Raw genomic sequence first — 15,757 nt, 5'->3', positions numbered from 1 at the left:
TTATCTACTCCACGAGCTTTCCGGCGACCGAGTCCTCGGCGTGTGCCTCGGCCAGGGCTCGGAAGGACTCTGGAGCCGGGGCCAACGTTTCGAAGCTGACACCTTGACCTGGTGACCAGACAAAGTTTCCCTGCAGTGCCGGATCCAACGTTGGGAAGTCTGCACGGTTGTGTGCTCCGCGTGTTTCGCGGCGTTCAAGTGCACACTCCAGCGTGGCTCGTGCGGCGAGGAGGGAACCCAGAAGGTCGTAGGCGTGGGCCAGGTCGTCGAACCCGGCAATGTCCGGGTGCGCTGTAACAAAACGGGCTCGTCCCTCCAGATCATCCAGCTTCCCCAGCCCCGTCTTCAGACCCTGCTCGGTGCGCACCACGCCGGCGTGCTCAGTCATCAGATTCCGCAATTCACGCTGCAGCCGACGCGCCGACTCGGTACCCTTCCCGTTCAGCAGGCCCGTCATTTCGTTGCGGGCAAGACCGACTGCTGCAGGATCCCGATGCACATCGGTGAGCGAATGTACGTAGTCGGCTACGTGCTCGCCGGTAATACGCCCGTAGACGAGCAGTTCAATCAGGGAGTTGCCTCCGAGGCGATTGGCTCCGTGCAACCCAGAGGATGCCTCACCGATGGCATACAGTCCGTCCACTCCCGTTCCGTGGTCCTCCGGTGCAACCCAGACTCCGCCCATCGAGTAGTGAGCGGTAGGTGCGATCTCCATCTTGGTAGTGGTGATGTCCAGCATCTGAAGGTCAATCAGGGTGCGATAGACCCTGGGCAGCTTTTCCATGATGGTCTCTCGAGGCAGGTGCGAGACGTCCAGGTAGACCCCGCCCTTCGCAGTCCCACGGCCCTCGGCGACCTCCGTGAATCCGGCCAGAGCCACGCGGTCCCGTGTGGAGAGCTCCATCCGCTCGGGGTCGTAACGTTCCATGAACCGCTCACCAAGTGCGTTGGTGAGGATCCCGCCTTCTCCGCGTGCCGCTTCGGAGACCAATGTTCCTGCTGCATCGTCCGGCTCAAGCAGGCCTGATGGGTGGAATTGGACCAGTTCGGCGTCGCGGATCCGGGCACCGGCCAGGGCCGCCAGCCGGAAGGAATCGCCGGTGTTCTCATCGCGTCGTGAGGAGGTGTGACGCCAGATGCGTGTGTGGCCGCCTGCGGCGAGGATGACTGCATCGGCGTGGATCTGTACGGGGGTGCCATCCACCACGTCGAAACCATAGGCCCCGAAAATCGTGCCATCGGACACAAGTAGCCGGGTGATATAGACGGTGTCGATGATGGGTACGTTCAACTCTGCGGCCCGGCGCATGAGCGTCCGCTGGATCTCCAGCCCGGTGTAGTCCCCGGCATAGGCGGTGCGGCGATATTTGTGAGCGCCGAAGAAGCGCTGGGAGATGCGCCCGTCTTCCTCGCGTGCAAACGGCATTCCCCACTGCTCAAGGTCCTCGATGCCGCGGGCGGCGTTCCGAGCCACGGTTTCCACAATGGTCGGGTCGGCCAGGAAGTACGACTCACGCAAGGTGTCGGCGGCATGCTGTTCCCAGCTGTCTTCCGGGTCCATGGTGCCCAAGGCAGCGTTGATGCCGCCGGCGGCCAGACTTGTGTGCGCATCATTCTTTCGGCGCTTACCCACGGCCAGCACCTGGACTCCCCGCTGGGCGAGTTCAATCGAGGCGCGCAACCCGGCGCCGCCGGTGCCGATGACCAGCACCGAAGTGGACAAGAGACGTTCTGGAGCTGAAGAGAAGTTCATATCCACAACGGTAGGAGGCATCGTGCAATGTCTCCAATGAATTATTTGCCTCAGGCTGATGCGTTTATGCTATGGACATGAAGCTGGAACAGTTGCGCTCGTTTGAGATGGTGGCACGAGTAGGTCATTTCACACGCGCTGCCGAGGAGCTGTATCTCGCGCAGCCGTCGTTGAGCCGGCAGATCGCAGCACTTGAAGCACATCTGGGAACCGAGCTCTTTCACCGTCGACCTTCAGGGGTGACGCTGACAAGCGCCGGAGAGCTACTCCTGCCCATTGCCCGGCGCATGCTCGGCGATGCGCAGGCTGCCCAGGACCAGATCCAGGAACTCGCAGGATTGCGCCGGGGGCGCGTTCGCCTCGGTGCCCCTCCCACGTTGTGCGTCTCGCTGGTGGCCGATGTGCTGGCCGCTTTCCGTACCGCCTATCCCGGCGTGGAGTTGCACATCACTGAGGGCGGTTCGCGTTTCCTGGTGGAGGCCCTCAACGAAAGCACACTGGATCTGGCCTTGGTGGTCACGCGCGGAACCGACCCCTCCGCGCCAGGCACGGAATTGATCCCGCTGCTATCCGAGGAGCTGGTGGTCATATCCGCTGCGAAATCAGGGTCACCGAATGAATTCACGCTCGAGGAACTTTCGCACGTGCCGCAGGTGGCGTTCAACCGAAGTTATGAGCTGCGGGTTGCGACAGATGCTGCGTTCTCTGCAGCCGGCCTCGAACCCGTGATCGCCGTCGAGGGTGGGGAGATGGACGCCGTGCTTCGCTTCGTGGAACGCGGGCTGGGTGTAGCTGTGGTGCCGGCGATGGTGGTCATTGACCGGCCGGCGCTGCAGAGCGCACGTCTAGTCCGCCCCTCCCTGACGCGAACCGTCAACCTGGCGCGCCGCAACGACGTCGGACCTTCAGCGGCCGCCGCCGCTATGCAGCAGTTCATCTTCGACACCGTGGACCGGCTCGCGGCACCCGGCACCGAGCTGGCGCGCCTGGTGACGGCCGCGCCACGTAATTGACCGACAGGCCTAAACAGCTTCCAAACGTCGACGACGGCGGCCGGCCAGCTTTAGCGCTCGCGTTCTCCCAGGCGGAACGAAGCTAGACTGTGCGGATCAGGACGGATTGGGGGATCCCGTGCGAGCTGTTGTCGCCGTTCCGCTGGCCGGTCGCAGCCAGCGAACTGAGGACACGGCATGAACTTCTTCGAGGACTTCCCTAAGCCTGAACACACAGAACAGGTCAAGAACGTGAAGTTCGTTCCGCCTCCATGGGTCGGCCCGCCGCAGGACGAGCTCCCCACCGTGATGCACATCGGGCAGTTTCTTCACCGCAGTCCCAACCTGGTTTTAGTGGTCAAGAGCGCCGAGGTTTACACCACGGGCTGTTCTTTTGACCTTGCCTGGATCATTCGTCGAGGTGACGAGAGCAACGAGGAATGGACCATGCTCCATGCATCGGTTTTCCAGCACGGTCCCGGGATGGGACCCACCAGCGAGGACCGGCAGCTGCTGTTAGGTGTCCAGCTCCCAGACGGCGGCAGTGCGAGGACGGGCATCTTTGCCCCGGGTAGTTTCTTGAATCTCAGCGATCAACCCGAATCGCCAACTCTGACGTTCCGCGGGGGCGGTGGCAGCGGCAACCACGATGAGGTATCAGCATCAGGAAACCTCTGGCTGTGGCCGCTGCCCGTTGATGGCGACATCCGGCTGCTGGCGCAGTGGAAAGGGCTCGGCATCGAGGAGTGCTCCATCGTGATCGATGGGAGCCAGTTATCGGCTGCCGCGGCCAGCGTGCAAGGCCTCTGGTCGTAGCATTCCTCTGAATCACCAATCCCTGCTGCCCGTCGCTCCGAACCATTTACATGACAAACCTCGGAACCCGGGCTAAAGGCCCCACCATGATGGCCGCGCTGGCAGGCGTGGTGTCGGCCGCCGTCGTTCTCGCCGTTGCAGAGCTGATCGGAGCATTTTTCACCGCCAGGGCAACCCCGGTCTTCGCGCTGGGGTCCACGTTCATCGACTTCACGCCATCGTGGATGAAGGACTTTGCGATCGCCACGTTTGGTACCAACGACAAGGCTGCGCTGTTCGTAGGCATGGGCTTGACCATCGCACTGCTCGCTTGCGTATTGGGCGTAGTGGCTTACCGGAAGTGGGCTTTGGGTGTCCTGGGCGTGCTGTTCATGGGCGTAGTGATTGTGACCAGCGTTCTGACGCGCGCCGGGGTAGGACCCGCCGACGCCATCCCTTCCGTGGTGGGAACAATCGCCGGCCTCGTCGTCCTGCGCCGCCTCATGGTGCCGTTGTGGGGACTGAAGGCTTGGCCGGAAGCTCCCGCTGACATAGCGGCCGACGTCGAAGATCAGGTTGGTGGCATCGGCACCAGCCGCCGTCGCTTCTTTGCTGCTGCCGGGATTACTGCAGTGGCCGCTGGAATCGCGGCGACCGGTGGGCGCTTGCTGGGTGCCGCGCGCAACAATATAGCCCAGGCCCGCGCTGCCCTTCGTCTTCCCGCGCCGGCTAAGGCTGCGGCCGCGGTTCCGGCGGGCGTCCAGTCCCCGGTTCCGGGAGTTACGTCTTGGCTGACACCGAACAAAGACTTCTACCGCATTGATACGGCCCTGAGCGTTCCGGAAATCAACATCGAGGACTGGGAACTGCGGGTGCACGGAATGGTTGAGCAGGAGGTCACCCTTACCTTCCAGGACCTGCTCGACGCCGAGCTTATCGAATCGCACGTCACCCTCACCTGCGTATCGAACCCGGTGAGCGGAAAGTTGGTGGGAAACGCCAAATGGCTGGGCCTCCCCATCCGCGATGTCCTGGCCCGGGCCAAACCCAAAGAGGGCGCGGACATGGTGCTCTCGAGGTCGATTGACGGCTTCAGCGCCTCCACTCCGCTGGAGGTCCTGCAGGACGACCGCGATGCCATGCTGGCCATTGGCATGAACGATGAGCCGCTTCCTGTGGAGCACGGATACCCCGTGCGGATGGTGGTCCCGGGGCTGTACGGCTTCGTCTCCGCCACCAAGTGGGTGGTGGACTTGGAGGTCACCCGTTTCGCGGACAGTAAGGCTTACTGGACCGAGCGCGGCTGGTCAGAGCGTGGCCCCATCAAGACCATGGCACGCGTGGACGTACCCGCTTCGTTCGCGAAAATGCCGGCAGGGAAGGTCGCCGTGGGCGGCACCGCATGGGCGCAGACGCGGGGAATCACCAAGGTGGAAGTCCAGATTGACGACGGCGACTGGGTGGAAGCAACGCTCTCGGACGAAGCCTCCACCATTACCTGGCGCCAGTGGTCCTACGAATGGGACGCCACGCCCGGCATCCACTACGTCAAAGCCCGAGCCACGGACGGCACCGGTGAAACCCAGACGGACAAGCGCGCCGATCCGGTGCCGGACGGGGCCTCGGGCTGGCCGTCGGTGATGGTCACTGTGGAGTAACTGTTTGTTCGCCAGGGATACGGACGGTTCGCCAAGTGTCCACTGCAATGACTGCACTGAGCACGATAAGTGACAGCGACACCGATGCCACTGCATCACTGGCCCAGTGATAGCCCAGATAGAGCCGGCTGACAGCTGCCAGAAAAACGCCGATGATAGCGACGGCAAAACTGAGGATGGTGGCCTTGGGGTTCCGGTGCCGTGAGAAGACCAGGAAGGTAGTGACCAGCAGGAAGTCAGAGGCTCCGAGGACATGCCCCGAGGGAAACGAGTGTGTGTGGTCCACGCCGAACAACATGAGGTCAACAGGTGGCCGCTGTCGTCCCACGGACCTGCCCACGAGCTGGGCCAGCCCCACGCCCGTCAGCATCGCGGCGGCAAGGAGCGTAGGACGCCAGGCGTGCTTAGCAAGGACGCCCCACGTCACGGTGACGACGAGGACGATGAGGGGCAGCGCTACTGGACCGAAGATGACGGCGAGAATGATCATCAACACGGTCAGCGTTTCCGTACGAATACTCAAGAGCCACTCTCGTGCCATGCCGTCGGCGCTGGCCAGGCCGTCGTTGTTCAGGACACTAATGAGAGCTGCAAGGAACATCGCCGAGCCTGTGATGGCCAAGAGTGCTGCAACCCGGTAGAGGGCTCTTCTCGCATGGGGCTCAACGTAGCGCTCTTCCACGACAAATTTCTCGTGAAAGACACCCCACCAACCCTTTTGTTTGCTAGCCATGGCTCAGTTTCAGGGCGGCAAGGTTGCCACGTCAACGGCGAGCTTTCGACTGTTATCCGTGAGTGCGCAAATGGGCCTCTCCCGTGGGGGCCGCCGCCTCTATGGAAAACCATGTTTCTTTGCTAGATTGCTGCCGAACGTTTACTGCATGCCGAATACCCCGAGTGCGCGGGGACTGACCTGTTGGCCGTGATGGTGATGGTGAGGTGTGGAGTTGGAGAATACGACTGCCGCTTGGTCCGCGGACTTTGAGCAGCTCAGTGATCTGATTGTTGAGACAGAGGACATCAAAGCTTTTCTTGATGGGATGGCTTGTCTCGCAGCCACGGTAGTCTCCCGTTCGGCCGGTACGCGTGTTGAATGCGCGGTGACCCTGGGCCGGCACAAGCGGCCCGGGACAATCGGCGGCAGCACGGACAGAGCCATGGTGTTGGAGCGCATCGAGCAAACGCTGGGGGAGGGGCCCTGCATTGATGCGCTGGTCAACGGCCGTCCGGCCCTCCTCGACGATGCCCTCTCATCTCCCCAGTGGCATGATTACTGCGGCGCGCTGAGTGCGGCCTGCATGCGTAGCACCTTGGGGGTGCCCATGGTGCTGGAGGAGGACGGCGTGGCCGTGCTGGCTTTCTTTTCCCCTGCCCGACGCAGCTTCACCCGGGATATAGTCGCCGAGGCACTGACCTTTTCCGAGCTGGCGAGCAAAGCACTGCGGGTGGCGCTCCGGATAACGAGTCTGAATGAGCTCGCCGAACATCTTGATGCTGCCCTCAAAAGCCGATCCGTCATTGACACCGCCTGTGGCGTAATCATTTCTCAGAACGGATGCACGCAAGATGAGGCCTTCGCCATTTTGCGCAAAGCATCAAGTGACAGAAACCAGAAATTGCATGACTTGGCAGCCGCTTTGGTTGACGGCATAGGCCATCAACACACAATTCCCGCCGGAGGCGGGGCTTCTCGTCCAAAGCGTCCAGCGACCAGGACATGAGGTTCGAGGGTGCCGCGGTTCTGGGGGCTATGAATGGTTCACTGAACTATGACCATGGGCGAACTGCGCACCGCGATGACCGACGACCTCGAGATTGCATACTACGACAACGGCCCGGCGGACGGACCAGTCGCGGTACTCCTCCACGGCTTCCCCTATGACGTGCTCAGTTTCGAGGCAGTTGTCCCCTCGTTGGCAGAGCGCGGGATCCGCTCCATAACTCCATACCTACGCGGCTACGGTCCCACCCGGTTCCGTAAGGCCACGACGCTTCGCTCAGGCCAACAAGCGGCTGTCGGACAAGATTTGCTCGACCTCATTGATGCCCTCGAACTGCAGCGACCAGTGGTCGCCGGGTATGACTGGGGCGGCCGGGCGGCTTGTATTGCTGCAGCCGTGCGTCCCCAGGGCATAGCCGGCCTCGTGACTGTCGGGGGCTACGCAATCCAGGACATCGCCGCATCGGTCGAGCCGGCGGCCCCTTTAGACGAGTATCGGGACTGGTACCAGTGGTACTTCAACACCGGTCGCGGACGCGCCGGGCTTGAGGCAAACCGCGACGAATTGTGCCGGCTGCTCTGGCAGTTGTGGTCACCGGAATGGGCCGAAGCCGGCGATGCATTCACCTCCAGCAGTCCCAGCTTGCACAACCCCGACTTCGTTGATGTCGCCGTGCATTCCTATCGCCATCGCCATCGCGCGGCGGTTGGTGACGATCGTTTTAGCGAGCTCGAAGCATTTCTCGCGAAGACGCCGCCCATCCCGGTACCAACCATTTCGCTCGACGCTCTGGCCGACGGGTTCGGGCCAGATGACTCTGAGCAGGATCGGCAGCACTTCGCCGGTCCCTTCGAAATCCGCAGGCTACCGGGAATAGGCCACAACGTCCCTCAAGAGGCGCCGCGGGCGTTCGCCAACGCCGTCGCCGACCTTCTGGCCGCGCGTCCTTGAGCGAACAGGAAACGCGTACGACGGCGTTGCTGCCGCCAACGAACTGACTACACGCACCCGCCGTCAGGCTTCCTTCCAAGAACTGCAGTGGAGGCCTCCGGCCGACATCCCGCGCAGCAGGCTTCTGCAGGTGTCGCGTTTGTATCCTTAGTGGTCACAGTGACCACGATGGTTGATGACGACGAGGGCGTCTTGATGGGTGCGCAGCAAGTGTCACCGCGCCAAGCGTTGATACCCTCCCGGACTGCGATGCCTGCGATGACCAGTGCCGCCCCGGCGTCGGCCCACCACCAGCCCAGTGTGCTGTTCAGAACCAAGCCAATCAGCAGAACGGCCGAGAGATAAGTGCAGAGTAGGGTCTGTTTGGAATCGGCGACGGCGGTCTTGGAGCCGAGCTCGCGTCCCGCACGACGCTGAGCCCATGACAGGACAGGCATGATCGCCAGACTCAGGGCAGCAATGACGATGCCGGGGGTGGAGTGCTGAGCTTCCCCTGCTCCTGTGAGCGCGCGGACGGCGTCGAATGTCACGAACGCGGCGAGGGCGAAGAAGGAAAACGCGATGATCCGCAGAGTCAGTTGCTCGCGCCGTTCCGGATCTTTAGCCGCGAACTGCCAGGAAAGTGCCAACGCGGAAGTGACTTCGATGATCGAGTCCAGTCCAAAGCCAATGAGCGCCGACGAGTCAGCGATGCCGCCCGCCCACAATGCGACGACAGCCTCGATGACGTTGTAGCTGATGGTCGCGACGGCGAACAGACGGATGTGGCGCATAAGAATCAGCCGACGCTCCGGGGCTATAAGCGTAAGTGTTGTGCTCATGTCAGGCATGTCCCGTCAGGTGCACAGCAAGCCGGGTCGACGGCGAGCACCACGCCCACCAGGTCCTTGATCGCGTGACCCAGCCGTGCATCGGCAAGCTCATAGCGCGTCCGTCGGCCATCTGGAACAGCAACTACCAAGCCACATCCACGCAAACAGGTGAGGTGGTTGGACATGCTTTGCCTGGACACTCCCATAGTGTCCGCCAGGTCGGACGGATACGACGGCGACTCCGCCAGGGCCAAGAGAACCTGTGCGCGGGTGGGATCTGAAATCGCGTAACCGAAGCGGGCTAGCACGGGTGCATGCGTTAATGCTTCCATGACTTGGATAGTACATTCAGCGCTGGATTCATCCAAGTCTGTACTCAGAGGGACGCTCTGGGGAAAGCTGACCTTCAAGTCGTGGTTTCATTTCGGGGGCGCCGGTAGCATCAGCACCATCACTGCATTTCCGCGTAGAGGAGCAATAAGCCATGCCTGAATCATCTGACGGAACTGCCACCACAACCAGTAAGACGTTCAGCCGGGAAACGCGGATCGCCACCACCATCGACGCGCCGCCGTCCGCTATCTGGCGTCTCCTGACCAACGCCAAGGACTACCCGGCCTGGAATTCCACCATCGTGTCAGTGGACGGCGAAATCGCCCCGGGATCGAAAATAAAGCTGGTCTCCAAACTTGATCCGAGCCGTACTTTCACGCTCAAAGTCAAAGAGTTCCAAGCACCTACCAAGCTCGCTTGGGGTGACGCTCTTGGGACCCGCGTTTACAACATCACGGAGACCAATGATGGGCGGTCCCGGTTTGAGATGGCCGAGAAGATTGGCGGTCCTGTCTTTCCGCTCTTTGCATCTAAGATCCCTTCCTTCGAGGCCAGCTTCACCCAGTTCGCGGCAGACCTGAAGGCGGCGGCAGAAAAGGCCGGAGAATAACGACGGCGGTACTCACAAAATCCCTCCGCGAGTAGTTCCGCCCGGGCGATGATCCGTTTACGCTGATAGTTACTAAGTACCCTTCCTATTTAGGAGGTTCTGATGCGAAAAGCTTCAGCGTTTGGAGTGTTGGCGGTCGGGGCGTTGGCCTTAGCCGGGTGCACAGGCGGCGGTGGTGGCGCAGCAAGCCCTTCGGGCACCGGGTCGGCGTCGGAGTCGGTCCAAGCCAAGGTCTTTAGCGAGGACGAGTTACGGGACCTCATCTCCGGAATGAAAGACGGTGACGGTAACGAACTCAAGCTCTACTCGAAGGATCAGGTAGACCAAGGGAGCAACATCGCCAACCTGCTCTTGAGTACCGCCACAGTCGATCCTGGAGACTGCAAGGGAATCGCGACGGCGGGGCTGATGGACACGGTTGAAAACGGAGACATTGCCGTCGCGCTGTCTGAGGGCGAGCAGCCCAGGTCCCTGTCTGCACAGTCCGGCAGCGAGGGGCCGGACGCCGATAAAGTTCTCCAGGACATCAGTGCAAAGATGGACGGCTGCGAGAAGTTCACGGTGAAAACCCTTGCCGGTACGTACGACGTCACCAGCGAGAAAATTCAGGCTGATACGAAAGCCAAGGAAACGTTCGGAACTATCAGCACGCGTTCGGGTGAAAACCAGCAGAAGCTGATGCAAGTGTCCGCTGCTGAGGGCAGGTTGCTGATTGTGGCTACCAAGAGCGGGGCAACGCTGGGTGATCCTGACCAGAAGGAGCTTGAGGATTTGATCAACCAGGTCCTCGAGAAAGCCGAAGGCGGCAGCGGAACCAGCAGCGCGATGCCAAGCAGCTCTTCGAGCAGCCCGTCCACTCCGGCTCCTTCGTCGCCATCGGAATCGCCATCCTCGTCGTCACCTGAGGCGACGCCGACAACGACTGCAACAGAGGATAGCGATACTTCCTCGGCTTCGTCGAGCCCGTCCCCTTAGGTTAGATGAGGTCCTTGAAGATGTCCGTCCGGTTCCTATTTGGCCTTGATTGAAGAGCGAGTAGTCTCCCTGAACGCCAATGTTGGAGTAGCGGAAGAGGTCGCCGTTGTGGGTATAGGCAATGAGCTCATTTCTGGAAGTGCTGTATGACCTGACGTAAGGGCCGGCGCTGCTGATCTCGGTCATTTCGTCCCAGCCGTGGCCTACCCTCAACGGCGAGTTCCAGCCGCCATGTCCGTTGGGTGGGGTACAGGTAGAGGAAGCCGCTGCGGTCACGGGCGAATATGTCCGCTGTCCCATCACCGGTGGAATCTCCGGCTGCAATGATCTTGTCGAAGATTTGCCACCCGGAGCCTACTCGTGACGGCGCAAGCCATCCTCCGGAGCCGTTGCCGGGGTAGAGATGCAGGTTGCCGGATCGGTCACGGGCGAGGACGTCGTTTGAACCGTCATCGTTAAAATCGCCAGGCCCGACGATCGAATCGAAAATGTTCCACCCCGTTCTGTCTACCCTGGGTTCATCCCAGGAGCTGGGGAACTGGAGGAGTTCCGTGCCGGGCCCTCAGTAGATCCATTCCGGTTCGTATGTCCGGGGGTTCGGACCCCACGTAAGGCAGCCCCGCTATGGGCGGCACAAACCCGGATGCCTGAGGCGTGGCCTCGTTGCCTTCCTGAGCCATGGCCGGCGCCAACCCAACCGCCGTTGATCCCACCAATACCGGCAAGAATTGCCGGGTTCACTGCAAACGCACGAAAAGTGCGCGTAATCCCCCAACCCGGATATTCACCAATTTGAGCAGAGCCTAACACCGGTCATAACCGAGTCGGACGTTCAACGGGCAGGTGGCTCAGTAGCGAAGGGTGCGGGAGAGTACTCGGGCAGGTAGTGGGTTCGTGTGGATGGACGAAAAATGAGTACCTATCACTCGTGTGCTGATCAACTTGCGGGTCTTTACTTAGTTCAGCGGATCCAACAAACGGCCAGTGTTCCCCCCATTGGCCGGGGCTGCCCTCGGTCCGCGGCATGGGCCGGACGGCGGGTGCCCAAAATTGTCGTCCGGCCCTTCGCCAAGGCTTCCCGGGAGCAATACCGGGGCGGTGCAGGATGGAAGGTCCGGTCGTGGCACGCTTACGCATCACGGTTACACATGTAATTGAGATGGAAGAGGAAGTTTTACAGGAAGCGGTGCTGGAGCTCCCGAGCGTTATGGCTGGCATCCGGCTGGATGGAGAAGTGTCCGTAGCCCTTGCATCGATGCCTGAATATGCCGGTCAAGCCTTGGGCGTGGAGATGCATAACCAGATGCTCATGCTGCTTCGGAACCGACAATTTGTTGTGCCGGGAGGCATGCCGGAGATCAAGGTGGAACAGGTGTGCGAGCTGGATGGTGCGGCCTAACATGCATCTTGACGGTGGTGGCGGCTAAGACCTCTCTTAGAGGTGGTCGCTGAGAACTTCTGCAGCTAGTCTTGGCCCCATACGATGCTGGGGGAGCGTGGGATGAAGCCAATCACTGTTGACGGCGGCAAGGGCACGGTAGAGCTCGATGCTGAGGGAGTTTTCCGACTCGTCTGGAATCCCGGGACTGTTTTAGTGGCCGATGATGTACGCGCTGCGATGACGATGATCAACGAAGTTGCCGACGGTGCCGAGTATCCGATGTTGATCGATATCACGAACACCCGGACGGTGACTCGTCAGGCTAAATCCGTGTTCAGCACCAAGTGCGCTGCTTCGCGAATTGCCCTGGTTGGCTCAAATCCGGTCAATCGTGTCATTGCCAATTTCGCCATGGCACGGCGGACTCTTCCGTGTCCAACCCAATTTTTCGCCTCGCATGACGAGGCAATGGCGTGGCTTCTCGGCGACCCGAGATGATCCGCCCTTCACCCTAATACGGGTTGGTATCGGCTTGAAGGACTAGTGCGGCGCCGAAAAGTCGGGGTGTAACGACGGCGGTGCTCCCGCCACTATCGGCCTCGGGAGCCCCCGCGTTAAGGATTCGTCAAGAAATCGCCATTTGAGTGGAATCGTGCAGAGAACCTTGGGCCGCTGGGGTTCGGGGGAAGATATTGGGCTCGTTGGCGGGCGGCGTATTTCCGCGAACGGCAGGTTTCAACAGCATCGATTACGGGGTGGCCACCCCGGAAACGTTGATGATCACAAATGTGCTGATGTTCATCGGCGGGGGAAGCGCAGGAACGGCTGGCGGCATCAAGATCACAACGTTCCTAGTTCTGGGATTCGCGATGTGGAACGAAGTTCGTGGCCGCGAGCAAGTCACAATTGCCCACCGTTCCATCAGTTCCTCCACTCAACGCCAAGCTCTCACCGTTGCCTTGAAGCACGTACAACTTGCCCCCGCTGCCGAGTGGGTACTCATGGCAGTGATGTTTGCCGCCGACTTGGAACGGTCACGGTTGCTTCAGCCATCGCCCTAGCCTCCCGGCCAAGGCTGTTCATGCTGCCCGAAGAAAGGCCCATTGGTGGATAGCACCCCCACACAAATCCCCAGCAAAGCTTGACTACTAAGGGTACTTAGCAATATGTTGGAAGGGTGTTAGTGGCGTGAATCACACGCCAACCACGCCCGAGGTTCCTTCCGGAATCCGGGTCTTCCTGCAAATCAACAAGTTCCGCCGGCTATCCAAGGGGCTTCGTTGGGGGTGGACGACCGGGGGTTCAAGCACCACATCTTGTGGTGTTGAAAGGAACGAAGAGAGATGCGAACACGCTTAGTAGCACCCTTAACAGCAGTGGCACTTTCCGGAGCAATGCTTTTCGGAGCCACAGGCCCCGCTTCCGCTGCACCACCGCCCGCGGCCAGCGCCGTTCAGCTGGCCAATGTCACGGCCGTCATCAATGAAACCATTCCCGGAGTAGGCACCTTCGTTGGTTCCTTCACGCCTACGCAGTTTGGCACCGACAACGGAGCGTTGACCGTGACCGGCTTGCTGACGGGTACCTTCACCAGCGTCACAGGGGTGGTAACTCAAATCAGCCAGACGGTGACCACAACGGTCACCGGCGCTGCGACCCAAGCGGCCTGCCAGATCCTTAGCCTCGACCTTGGGCCACTGGATCTGGACGTTTTGGGCCTCGTAGTTGAACTAAACCAGGTGCAGTTGGACATCACGGCAGTTCCGGGTGCAGGTAACCTCTTGGGCAACCTGCTCTGTGCAGTAGCCGGCCTTTTGGATGGCAATGGCCTGACTGGTCTCGCCAACCTTCTGAACCGTCTGCTCGGCCTGTAACACGACCCAAACCGAACAACACCGCAATTCAGGGGCGCCCCCATGGGGGCGCCTCGCTTTTGACCCGGTCCTTCTCCTGTGCGGAGTCATAGGCTTCCAGGTCACCACGGTGTTCTGCCCGGTGCAGCATAGTAAGCATCGTCACGATGACTCCTACCCACACCACGGCCGCCGCCAGGACAAAGCCCATCAGAACCAGAGCCTGCATGAGCGAAGTCTATCTATCCCTGCGTCGACAGAGTGTTCCGACATTCAGCCCGCGAAAAATCAAAGAAAAGAGCCCCTCGCAGCAAGTAGAGGGCTCTCGGATACGGCTGAAAGACGAGTACCGACTACTCGTGCTCAGGCAGCATCAAAGGGTCTTTACTGAACACAGCGGCTCAGGAACGACCATCAATAAACCCCCAATATTTGGTGGTTGCACGAACCGCGGGCCGGGGCCGGACAAGGTACCCAAATACAGTTGTCCGGCCCCTCGCCCTAACAAGCCCCCGCCGTCGGGCATTGGTCTTGCCGGGGTGTTAGGCTCAGCTCAAATTGGGGTATCTGGGCTGGGGGAAATCATGGGAACTTTTCGTGTGTTTGCGCTGAAATCAGCGGCTCTTGTCGCATTGGTGGTGGGCTCCACAGTGGCTGGCATGGCCCCGGCTACGGCTGAAGAGGGCGGCGAATCAATAGCATCTACAAGTGAGTTTGTGCCGTTGATGCATGGAATGCCAGACGTGGGATCAGAGCTGACAATAGGCAGATTCTTCACGCGTTCCTGCCCCGTGACGGATGAGGCCCCGCATGGGTTCACCATGGAGTGGCTCAGCAACGGAGTGCCCTTGCCTGCCGAGCGACAAGGCGAATTCCTGAAACTCATCCCGGGGGATCGCGGTAACCGCATCTCCTTCACTGCACAATCCTCTTGCAGGGAAGGAACGGTCTATCGCAGCGCCGAAACATCGCCTATCGCCGCGTCCAACCGAGCCATGGGCTGGACAGGCCGTGGAAACCTTGAGCTCTTAGGCCGCACGGACGACGGTGACCTTGTTCTGTACCCCCGGACGTATGAGTCCACTTGGAGGTTCTGGGATATGTCCTTCGAGGGCCGCTATTACAGCAGCTCCTGGGATGAACCGAGGGTGATCGGAACAGGATGGGACATCTTCGATGTTGTGTTCTCCACGGGGGACTTCGACGGTGACGGGTTCAACGACGCTATCGGCCGTGACCGCTATGGAAATCTGCACCTGTACCCCGGCGACGGAGACGGCGGTTGGCTGGCGCCCTCGCAAGTCGGCTCAGGCTGGAACATGTTCGATTCCATTGTGGGTCCCGGGGACTTCAACGGGGACGGGAACAACGACGTCCTCGCCCGTGACCGCAATGGAAACCTGCACCTGTACCCCGGCGACGGCGACGGCGGCTGGCTGGAACCCTCGCAGGTAGGCGCAGGATGGCAGATCTTCAACAAAATCATCGCTCCCGGGGACACCAACGGCGACGGAGCAGTTGATATTTTCGCTCGAGACCGCAGCGGCGTCCTTCACCAGTACCCAGCAGACGGGCAGGGCGACTGGAACTACCCTGCCGTGGTGGGCGCTGGATGGGGTTCCATGACCGAGATCAGCGGCGCCGGCGTGTGGGGCAGGGACTATGTCACCTACAATGCAGCCAATCCCGGGCGTGGAGCTAGAAATGACGTCATCGCAATAGATCAAGAAGGCGACCTACGGCTGTACAGCGGCGCCTACCCTTACGACACCGGCCTCTACGAACATGGGGAAATCGGCAACGGCTGGGACATTTTTAAGGACCTGATCTGATTCCCGGAAGTTACATCGTGAGGACGATCTCTGCGCACCCCAAAACTACTTAGAAAGTAGTACTCAAGTAAACACCTGGGGGTGACGCGCA

The 15,757-nt window shown here is 60.7% G+C and carries 17 protein-coding genes and 1 pseudogene; 12 read left to right on the top strand and 6 right to left on the bottom strand.

What is annotated here, in order from left to right; translation table 11 throughout:
* Positions 1-4: 4 nt before the first annotated feature.
* Positions 5-1,753, bottom strand: coding sequence for an L-aspartate oxidase (locus ACIQTW_RS06010; protein ID WP_402934776.1), 1,749 nt, complete (start codon positions 1,751-1,753; stop codon positions 5-7).
* Positions 1,754-1,824: 71 nt separating this feature from the next.
* Between ACIQTW_RS06010 and ACIQTW_RS06005 the strand changes: the two genes are divergently transcribed.
* The 3 genes from ACIQTW_RS06005 (at position 1,825) to ACIQTW_RS05995 (ending at position 5,198) form a co-directional block, all read left to right on the top strand.
* Entirely contained in the window at positions 1,825-2,766 is a 942-nt protein-coding gene (locus ACIQTW_RS06005) for a LysR family transcriptional regulator (protein ID WP_402934773.1), read from the top strand.
* A gap of 177 nt (positions 2,767-2,943) precedes the next feature.
* On the top strand, positions 2,944-3,561 hold the full coding sequence (locus ACIQTW_RS06000; protein ID WP_402934771.1) for a hypothetical protein: 618 nt from the start codon (positions 2,944-2,946) through the stop codon (positions 3,559-3,561).
* Between the two features lie 50 nt (positions 3,562-3,611).
* A complete protein-coding gene (locus ACIQTW_RS05995; RefSeq protein WP_402934768.1) occupies positions 3,612-5,198 on the top strand; it encodes a molybdopterin-dependent oxidoreductase in 1,587 nt (528 codons plus the stop codon).
* Here the strand turns inward: ACIQTW_RS05995 and ACIQTW_RS05990 are convergent.
* The gene (locus ACIQTW_RS05990) at positions 5,185-5,931 is read right to left on the bottom strand and encodes a phosphatase PAP2 family protein (protein WP_402934765.1); all 747 of its coding nucleotides are present in this window, start codon (positions 5,929-5,931) and stop codon (positions 5,185-5,187) included. The genes ACIQTW_RS05995 and ACIQTW_RS05990 overlap by 14 nt on opposite strands.
* A gap of 307 nt (positions 5,932-6,238) precedes the next feature.
* Here ACIQTW_RS05990 and ACIQTW_RS05985 point away from each other — a divergent pair, with 307 nt between their 5' ends.
* Both ACIQTW_RS05985 and ACIQTW_RS05980 read left to right on the top strand, forming a co-directional pair.
* Positions 6,239-6,919: a GAF and ANTAR domain-containing protein gene (locus ACIQTW_RS05985; protein WP_402936247.1), complete on the top strand. Its 681-nt coding sequence runs from the start codon at positions 6,239-6,241 to the stop codon at positions 6,917-6,919.
* A gap of 54 nt (positions 6,920-6,973) precedes the next feature.
* On the top strand, positions 6,974-7,870 hold the full coding sequence (locus ACIQTW_RS05980) for an alpha/beta fold hydrolase (RefSeq protein WP_402934762.1): 897 nt from the start codon (positions 6,974-6,976) through the stop codon (positions 7,868-7,870).
* Between the two features lie 47 nt (positions 7,871-7,917).
* Here ACIQTW_RS05980 and ACIQTW_RS05975 read toward each other — a convergent pair whose 3' ends face one another.
* The gene (locus ACIQTW_RS05975) at positions 7,918-8,691 is read right to left on the bottom strand and encodes a cation transporter (protein WP_402934760.1); all 774 of its coding nucleotides are present in this window, start codon (positions 8,689-8,691) and stop codon (positions 7,918-7,920) included.
* Positions 8,688-9,014 (bottom strand): ArsR/SmtB family transcription factor, encoded by a 327-nt coding sequence (locus tag ACIQTW_RS05970; RefSeq protein WP_402934758.1) that lies wholly within the window; start codon positions 9,012-9,014, stop codon positions 8,688-8,690. The genes ACIQTW_RS05975 and ACIQTW_RS05970 overlap by 4 nt, the downstream gene beginning before the upstream one ends.
* Before the next feature lie 152 nt (positions 9,015-9,166).
* Between ACIQTW_RS05970 and ACIQTW_RS05965 the strand changes: the two genes are divergently transcribed.
* Both ACIQTW_RS05965 and ACIQTW_RS05960 read left to right on the top strand, forming a co-directional pair.
* Complete coding sequence (locus ACIQTW_RS05965) at positions 9,167-9,625, top strand: SRPBCC domain-containing protein (RefSeq protein ID WP_402934755.1); 459 nt, start codon at positions 9,167-9,169, stop codon at positions 9,623-9,625.
* Between the two features lie 102 nt (positions 9,626-9,727).
* A complete protein-coding gene (locus tag ACIQTW_RS05960; RefSeq protein WP_402934752.1) occupies positions 9,728-10,600 on the top strand; it encodes a hypothetical protein in 873 nt (290 codons plus the stop codon).
* 127 nt (positions 10,601-10,727) lie between these two features.
* Here the strand turns inward: ACIQTW_RS05960 and ACIQTW_RS05955 are convergent, their stop codons facing one another.
* On the bottom strand, positions 10,728-11,009 hold the full coding sequence (locus tag ACIQTW_RS05955; protein ID WP_402936245.1) for a hypothetical protein: 282 nt from the start codon (positions 11,007-11,009) through the stop codon (positions 10,728-10,730).
* Between the two features lie 711 nt (positions 11,010-11,720).
* On the opposite strand from ACIQTW_RS05955, the gene ACIQTW_RS05950 reads away from it, so the two are divergent.
* The 4 genes and pseudogenes from ACIQTW_RS05950 (at position 11,721) to ACIQTW_RS05935 (ending at position 13,855) form a co-directional block, all read left to right on the top strand.
* Positions 11,721-11,999, top strand: a complete 279-nt coding sequence (locus tag ACIQTW_RS05950) for a hypothetical protein (protein ID WP_402934749.1) — start codon at positions 11,721-11,723, stop codon at positions 11,997-11,999.
* A 102-nt stretch (positions 12,000-12,101) separates the two neighbouring features.
* Positions 12,102-12,479 carry an STAS/SEC14 domain-containing protein gene (locus tag ACIQTW_RS05945; RefSeq protein ID WP_402934747.1) on the top strand — a complete coding sequence of 126 codons (378 nt, stop codon included), beginning with the start codon at positions 12,102-12,104 and terminating at the stop codon, positions 12,477-12,479.
* Positions 12,480-12,599: 120 nt separating this feature from the next.
* Positions 12,600-13,095 (top strand): annotated as a pseudogene (locus ACIQTW_RS05940) (potassium transporter TrkG); the annotation flags it as partial.
* A gap of 229 nt (positions 13,096-13,324) precedes the next feature.
* Entirely contained in the window at positions 13,325-13,855 is a 531-nt protein-coding gene (locus ACIQTW_RS05935; RefSeq protein ID WP_402934744.1) for an ABC transporter substrate-binding protein, read from the top strand.
* 28 nt (positions 13,856-13,883) lie between these two features.
* Here ACIQTW_RS05935 and ACIQTW_RS05930 read toward each other — a convergent pair whose 3' ends face one another.
* Positions 13,884-14,063 (bottom strand): hypothetical protein, encoded by a 180-nt coding sequence (locus tag ACIQTW_RS05930; protein WP_402934741.1) that lies wholly within the window; start codon positions 14,061-14,063, stop codon positions 13,884-13,886.
* 355 nt (positions 14,064-14,418) lie between these two features.
* Between ACIQTW_RS05930 and ACIQTW_RS05925 the strand changes: the two genes are divergently transcribed.
* Complete coding sequence (locus ACIQTW_RS05925) at positions 14,419-15,666, top strand: FG-GAP repeat domain-containing protein (protein ID WP_402934739.1); 1,248 nt, start codon at positions 14,419-14,421, stop codon at positions 15,664-15,666.
* Positions 15,667-15,757: the final 91 nt, after the last annotated feature.

This window comes from Paenarthrobacter sp. NPDC090517 (genome assembly GCF_044769165.1).
In the GTDB taxonomy this organism is placed as follows: Bacteria; Actinomycetota; Actinomycetes; order Actinomycetales; family Micrococcaceae; genus Arthrobacter.
Note: the sequence above shows the minus strand (reverse complement) of the source record. Positions and strands in the feature narration are given on the sequence as shown.

Bases quoted from the DNA above. Each gene is read 5' to 3' on its own strand.
- ACIQTW_RS06010 (WP_402934776.1), bottom strand. From the start codon at position 1,753: ATGAACTTCTCTTCAGCTCCAGAACGTCTCTTGTCCACTTCGGTGCTG.
- ACIQTW_RS06005 (WP_402934773.1), top strand. From the start codon at position 1,825: ATGGACATGAAGCTGGAACAGTTGCGCTCGTTTGAGATGGTGGCACGA.
- ACIQTW_RS06000 (WP_402934771.1), top strand. From the start codon at position 2,944: ATGAACTTCTTCGAGGACTTCCCTAAGCCTGAACACACAGAACAGGTC.
- ACIQTW_RS05995 (WP_402934768.1), top strand. From the start codon at position 3,612: ATGACAAACCTCGGAACCCGGGCTAAAGGCCCCACCATGATGGCCGCG.
- ACIQTW_RS05990 (WP_402934765.1), bottom strand. From the start codon at position 5,931: ATGGCTAGCAAACAAAAGGGTTGGTGGGGTGTCTTTCACGAGAAATTT.
- ACIQTW_RS05985 (WP_402936247.1), top strand. From the start codon at position 6,239: ATGGCTTGTCTCGCAGCCACGGTAGTCTCCCGTTCGGCCGGTACGCGT.
- ACIQTW_RS05980 (WP_402934762.1), top strand. From the start codon at position 6,974: ATGGGCGAACTGCGCACCGCGATGACCGACGACCTCGAGATTGCATAC.
- ACIQTW_RS05975 (WP_402934760.1), bottom strand. From the start codon at position 8,691: ATGAGCACAACACTTACGCTTATAGCCCCGGAGCGTCGGCTGATTCTT.
- ACIQTW_RS05970 (WP_402934758.1), bottom strand. From the start codon at position 9,014: ATGGAAGCATTAACGCATGCACCCGTGCTAGCCCGCTTCGGTTACGCG.
- ACIQTW_RS05965 (WP_402934755.1), top strand. From the start codon at position 9,167: ATGCCTGAATCATCTGACGGAACTGCCACCACAACCAGTAAGACGTTC.
- ACIQTW_RS05960 (WP_402934752.1), top strand. From the start codon at position 9,728: ATGCGAAAAGCTTCAGCGTTTGGAGTGTTGGCGGTCGGGGCGTTGGCC.
- ACIQTW_RS05945 (WP_402934747.1), top strand. From the start codon at position 12,102: ATGAAGCCAATCACTGTTGACGGCGGCAAGGGCACGGTAGAGCTCGAT.
- ACIQTW_RS05935 (WP_402934744.1), top strand. From the start codon at position 13,325: ATGCGAACACGCTTAGTAGCACCCTTAACAGCAGTGGCACTTTCCGGA.
- ACIQTW_RS05930 (WP_402934741.1), bottom strand. From the start codon at position 14,063: ATGCAGGCTCTGGTTCTGATGGGCTTTGTCCTGGCGGCGGCCGTGGTG.
- ACIQTW_RS05925 (WP_402934739.1), top strand. From the start codon at position 14,419: ATGGGAACTTTTCGTGTGTTTGCGCTGAAATCAGCGGCTCTTGTCGCA.